3 protein-coding genes are annotated in these 5,615 nt (G+C 44.4%); 1 reads left to right on the forward strand and 2 read right to left on the reverse strand.

The window, feature by feature from the left end; all coding sequences use genetic code 11:
- Positions 1-380 precede the first annotated feature (380 nt).
- Both HXY43_RS24320 and HXY43_RS24325 read right to left on the reverse strand, forming a co-directional pair.
- Positions 381-1,031 carry a hypothetical protein gene (locus HXY43_RS24320; RefSeq protein ID WP_290889002.1) on the reverse strand — a complete coding sequence of 217 codons (651 nt, stop codon included), beginning with the start codon at positions 1,029-1,031 and terminating at the stop codon, positions 381-383.
- Positions 1,032-1,610: 579 nt separating this feature from the next.
- Positions 1,611-4,748 carry an MFS transporter gene (locus tag HXY43_RS24325; RefSeq protein ID WP_290889005.1) on the reverse strand — a complete coding sequence of 1,046 codons (3,138 nt, stop codon included), beginning with the start codon at positions 4,746-4,748 and terminating at the stop codon, positions 1,611-1,613.
- 510 nt (positions 4,749-5,258) lie between these two features.
- On the opposite strand from HXY43_RS24325, the gene HXY43_RS24330 reads away from it, so the two are divergent.
- The gene (locus tag HXY43_RS24330) at positions 5,259-5,462 is read left to right on the forward strand and encodes a chlorophyll a/b-binding protein (RefSeq protein ID WP_290889008.1); all 204 of its coding nucleotides are present in this window, start codon (positions 5,259-5,261) and stop codon (positions 5,460-5,462) included.
- The last annotated feature ends 153 nt before the right edge of the window (positions 5,463-5,615 follow it).

Genomic DNA, 5,615 nt, shown 5'->3' on the forward strand with positions numbered 1-5,615 from the left:
AAATAGACCATCATGTGTATTAACGAAATTTGGTTGTTTCAGGCTTTTTAGAATTACCCTTTGATGGTTGGCGATCGCTTAAAAGCGTCGAAAAACTAATCTCTAATGGCTGAAATTCACATCCCATGTTTGGTATTTTCTGTCAATGCGTAAGTCCTAACCAGGTTGAACCTGGTAACGAGAATCTACTCAGTATATTAAAGCCAGTCGCATGCGACTGGCTTGTTGTTGTAACAAATGACTTGGCAGAAGGTTTTTAGATTTTTGGTTAGACTGATATCTGCCTACGAACTACTAACCACTAACCACTAACCACTAACTACTAACCACTAACCACTAACAGCCATAACGCAAAGTTACGTTTATTCACACGAACTCACTTATTCCTTGCAGAATGCATTAGAGTATCCGGAGCGAAAAGAACGCACGCTTTCCTGTTCTGGGTTAAACTGATGTCTCAAGATGCAGCCAGTATCGTTACCAATGACATGAATGGATACTGAAGGTGCAAATATTGTTGTTGTCTTGACTGCATGGATGTCGCCATCTGGAGGCAAAAGTCTGTAAATATCACCGACCCTGAGTTGGCGTGTTTCAACGATTTCTAATTTGGCGCACCCTTCTACATCGCCTTTATCCACACGGCGGTACACTGTGTCTTCTTGTTTACCTTTATACAAACCAACTAGTCCCCAAGCTAAATGATCCAGAACAGGAGTGGTTGAACTAGGAGGAATTACCAAACTAAAAATAGTCAAAGAACGATCCTGGGAACGATACAGCAACCATTGACCAATTTCACCTCCGATTCTACTGTCGGGATTCGGTTGCAAAAAACGCTCTGGTAGCCAACCCTGTTTTTTTAGCAGTTGACTGAAATAGGGTTCAAGCGCATTGAGAGTTTCCGCGCGATCGCCACTACTTGTGCGATAGTTAATGTCAGTAGCTACGGCTACGAATTGTCGCAAGTCGGGGCTATCAATAAACCACTGTTCTTCTGCAAGTGGTTCCAGAATGGTAGTATGGCTCATGGAAATTCCTGTTAAAACACCAAGAGAAAATTTCTATTCCAAATTTGGAATAGTTGAGACGATAGTTGCTGTTTGTTGCTTCCTTGACTACACTTTCGCTCGCACCAGCATTATGAAAACTCAACCCTAGCCCTTAGTATCAACTTATAGAGATCCGCTTTTCTCAGGTAGTAGATCAAACAGCCACTTTGCTGCCTGTTCCAGCATACTCAAAAAGCAGTTGTATTGCTTTTACTTGCTGAAGCTTACCCCATTTCAATTTTATAACTTTTGCTCTGGAGTTAGTGGTTCATGAACTAAGAGTTCACCTCCAGCGATGAAAATCCTTTCCACGTAGAGATGTAGCAATGCTACGTCTCTACAAGGATTTGGCTACAAAAATGTATGCAAACATAGCTTGCACTCATGCACGACCTTATAGAGTGCGATCGCCCTTACCAATCTCAGGAAACACCAGGAGAGTTACGCTTCATTGAAACAAGCAACCACCAACAACCAACAAACAACAAATAAAAAAGCCTCTCATTACGAGAGGCCAAAACTATCTTAGCGGAGACAACTTTTCACAACTGAATTAACCTACAATACAACAACAGCTGCGATCGCTCCTGCTACTGCCGAAAATATCCCAGAGACGATCGCTGTGGCAAACAACCACCAAGCTGCTGATGCTGCTGCTTTGCGGGTTTCTTCGGCTTGACGTTGGGCTTGGTGCTTCACTTCTTCCAAGCGTCGCTGTGCTTCTTGTTGGATGCGTTCAGCCCGGTGTAAAACGCTGTTACGCGCTCGTTCAATTTGGTCGATGATGCGGTTAGCATCTTCCTGGGAGATATCCTCGCGAGAACTTAAGATGGCAACTAAAGTATCGCGATTGAAAGCAGATAGGCGATCGCGCAATGCTTCAAACCCAGCTTGCGGATCTTCAAACAATTTGCGTACATCCCGTTTAATACCATCATAGTTCAGTTCCGGACGCTCTAAGGAGTTGAGGTAATTGCGAATGCGGGCAAAAATTGCGTCAATTGTGTCTTGGATACGTCGCTGGATACTCCGGATTTGTTCCACAAAATTATCGCGTACCGATATGATTGTATCTGCAATTCGTTCCGCTTCTTGATCGCTCAGGTCTTCCCGCAGTTTTAGCAAGGTGATGATGGTAGAGCGGTCAAAGTGGGAAAGGCGATCGCCTAAACTTTCCATTCCCACGCGCGGATCGTGTAACAACAGAGACAAATCGCGTTTGATACCTTCTGGGTTAAGTTCATCCTTGCCACTCCGCCGCAAATACTCTTCCAAATAAGTTTGGAAAGTTTGCACTCTTTGCTGTGTCCGAGTAGCGAGGCGACGCGGCGCACGTACGATATCGCGAATTGAGTTTTGGACAGAATCGATTACCTGGTTGACTTGTTCTTCACTCAGGTCTCGACGTTGACTCACTAATTTTACCAAAGTATCTCGATCTACGTGCGATAACCGCTGCCGCAGTGCTACAACTCCCTCTTTCGGGTTTTGGAACAGTCGATTTAAATCTCGCTGAATGCCTTCGGGATTGAGTTCTTCTTTGCCAGTGTTCCGCAGATAATCTGCAATTATGGTTGTGACAGAATCGTACTGTTCCTTGGCTTTATCTAATGCTGCTTGCGGTGCGTGGCGAACGCTATGCCACGATTCCTCAACCGTATTGATAATTTGATTTACTTGCTCTTCGCTTAAGTCTTGCCGCTGACTCAGCAATTTCACTAAAGTATCGCGGTCAAAACGAGACAAGCGTGCCCGAATCGCCCCCATTCCAGCTTGCGGGTCTTCCAGAAGTCTTTTTAACTCGGCTCTAATCGCGTTGGGATTTAGTTCTTCTTTGCCAGTATTACGTAGATATGACTCTAAATTCAGCCATAGCGATTCCGCTTGATATTTTGCTTGCTCTGCCAGTCCTTTGGATTCTACTAAGACGCGATCGCGCTGTTTTTCCAACTCATCTAGAATAGTGTCTGCTTCCTCTGGCTGAATATCATTGCGTGAAAGTAATATCTCCCGCATCCCTTGACGGTCAAACATTGACAAGCGTCGAGATAAAGTCTCATAATCAGCGTCGGAATCTGACAACAATGCTCTAAAATCTCGCTCTATACCTTCTGCGGTCAATTCTGATTTTGGAGTCACGAGCAGATAACTCTCGACTCGGCGTTGCAAGTCTTGTGTTATCTCTTTTTCTTCCTCAGCGGTGACTGTCACCAAAACTTCTTGGCGAACAGTTTCCAAGTTGTCAGCAATGCGCTGAATTTCCGCTTGGGTCAAAAGACCCCGCTGTTGCAAAATATTAACAAAATCGCTCCGAGAAAGTCGTTCTAACTCCCGCCGCACTATTCCCGGATCGGCTGCGGGATCGTAGATAACATCGCGAAATTCCTGAGCTATTTTTTCCGAACTCAGTTGCCAAGCATAGGTGTTGAGCAGGTAATTTTCTACATCCGCGTGGATGGGGCTGTAAGGTTGCTTTGGTATAGGTAGTCCTAATTTATCTGCTTGTTCGCCAACTTTATCTTTAGCTGTAGTTAAAGTGCCTAAGATTTTTTCTACATCTAAATCTGACAGATCGGTTCGCCCTAATACAATACCAGTCAGAGTGGTTATTCCTTGTTGTAGTGTCCGCTGAATCGGGCCAGGAGCAGTTTCTTGAGTTGCCCTTCGATCGGCTTCTCTCGCAGAACGCATTTCCGCAATCAGCTGATCTAGCTTGCGGTTCAGTTCGTCTGTGTTCGTCTGTCCTGGCTTGAGCGATTTAACATAATCTACCAACTCACCCATCCGATCTTGGGGACGAACCTGACCTACTTGACCTACTGTCTGCTGCCAAACACTATATAAAGTGTCCGCAATACGGTTAACATCTCGCTTCGAGAGGTCGGTACGGCTGCTGACTAAATCGACAAACTTCTGACGGTCAATGTTACGAATATCGCCACTAGTGGCGATATCTCTGAGTTGCGGATCGCTCAACAATTTTTCAAAATCACTGCGAATCCTCGATATATCTAGCTCTGGAGTACGCAGCATTTCTAGGTAATCCTCAACTTTTTCCCGGACGCCACCGGGGTCAATCGCACCGGCCAATTCCCGACGTACTGCTGCGGCTGCGGCTTCAGCCGTTGACACCACTTGCTGATTCACAGCCTTTGCACCTAACGCAGCAGTGGCTGTTCCCATGAGCGCCTGAAAGCCGGAGGTTGCGGTGTTAACGACATTGCCAATTAAGGAACCGACTGTGGTGGAACTTACCCATACTAGCAGCAAGAAGTATGCACCCCAAATCACCGCGCCTAGAATTGCTCCCAGTCCTGGGCTGAAAATCACCAGGCTAAGTTTTACTGCCAAAAAACTAGCGATCGCCAAGGCAATTGTAACCGTGACTAAAGTCCAAACTCCTACTGCTGTACCGATTTTGCGAATCGTCCCTCCTAAAGTTCCGGCTTCCCCATGATCTGAATCAGATGGACGCCCCAAGTAAGAAATACCTGCGGCAACCGAGAGGTTGGTTAATACCAATTGAAATGCAAAAGCCAGGATCACACCGGAGATTAAAGCAGTAAAAAAGCGTGGACCGGAGAAAGCAACTGATGCCTGTGCTGGAGAAATACCTGCTGGTGGTTCTACTATAGCCTGTGCTATCCAAAATAAAGGTTTGTAAAGTTCCAGCGTTATTACTGTACTCTGAAACATTCTATTTCCTTCCTCATAATTTTTAATTGTCAGTATAAAAAGTTGCTAACCTGCTTTTACTCTTGTACTAGTCCTTATAACCTACTCTTTAGCTCAGAATCGTGGAATTTGGGCACTTATAGCATCCATCTCTGGTGTGATACCCATATACTGCATTGGATATAAGTTTTTCTCACTAATGCACGAGCTTGACACTCTTGAGAGTATTTCAGTAAAATTACTTATAACAACGTTCAGATTAACATTTATTTAGAAATAGTTTTTTTTATCACCCTCTAAAGGTGTATTCCGGCATCTAAAAAAAGCCTTGAGAATCGTCCATTAGAAGTGCCTGGATATTGTACCCATAGGAATACAACAGGGTAGCAATTGATAGCTAAATTAAAGATATGTAACAAAACGTTGGAATCGAGAATTAGTTATTAGTTATTAACTACTCAAGAACCACTAAATAACTAATAACTAACAGCAGACAAAGAATAATTCGACAGAATTGATTTTGGAGGCAAAATGGAAACTCGTCCTTCTACCGATTTACCACCAATTACTACAGAATATAACGGCAAAGATCGCAATGCTTTTCTATTTGGCTGGACTCCCCAAGCTGAACTTTGGAACGGGCGTTTAGCAATGATTGGTTTTCTTGCTTATTTGCTTTGGGATTTAGCTGGTTACAGCGTTTTGCGTGACGTGCTGCACTTTATTGGCTACTAATTACAAGTTAGGGGAAGAGAGTGGTTAGTAGTTAGTGGTTAGTGGTTAGTGGTTAGTGGTTAGTAGTTAGTGGGCAAGGGGCAAGGGGCATGGGGCAAAGGGCAAAGATAATCGTTAAATCCCAATTCACTTCGGCCCGATTCCCAATGCCCA

Origin of the sequence: Fischerella sp., from assembly GCF_013388695.1 — a bacterium.
Taxonomy (GTDB): Bacteria; Cyanobacteriota; Cyanobacteriia; order Cyanobacteriales; family Nostocaceae; genus PCC9605.

Excerpts from the sequence above, each read along its gene's own strand:
- HXY43_RS24320 (WP_290889002.1), bottom strand. The coding sequence starts at position 1,031 with ATGAGCCATACTACCATTCTGGAACCACTTGCAGAAGAACAGTGGTTT.
- HXY43_RS24325 (WP_290889005.1), bottom strand. The coding sequence starts at position 4,748 with ATGTTTCAGAGTACAGTAATAACGCTGGAACTTTACAAACCTTTATTT.
- HXY43_RS24330 (WP_290889008.1), top strand. The coding sequence starts at position 5,259 with ATGGAAACTCGTCCTTCTACCGATTTACCACCAATTACTACAGAATAT.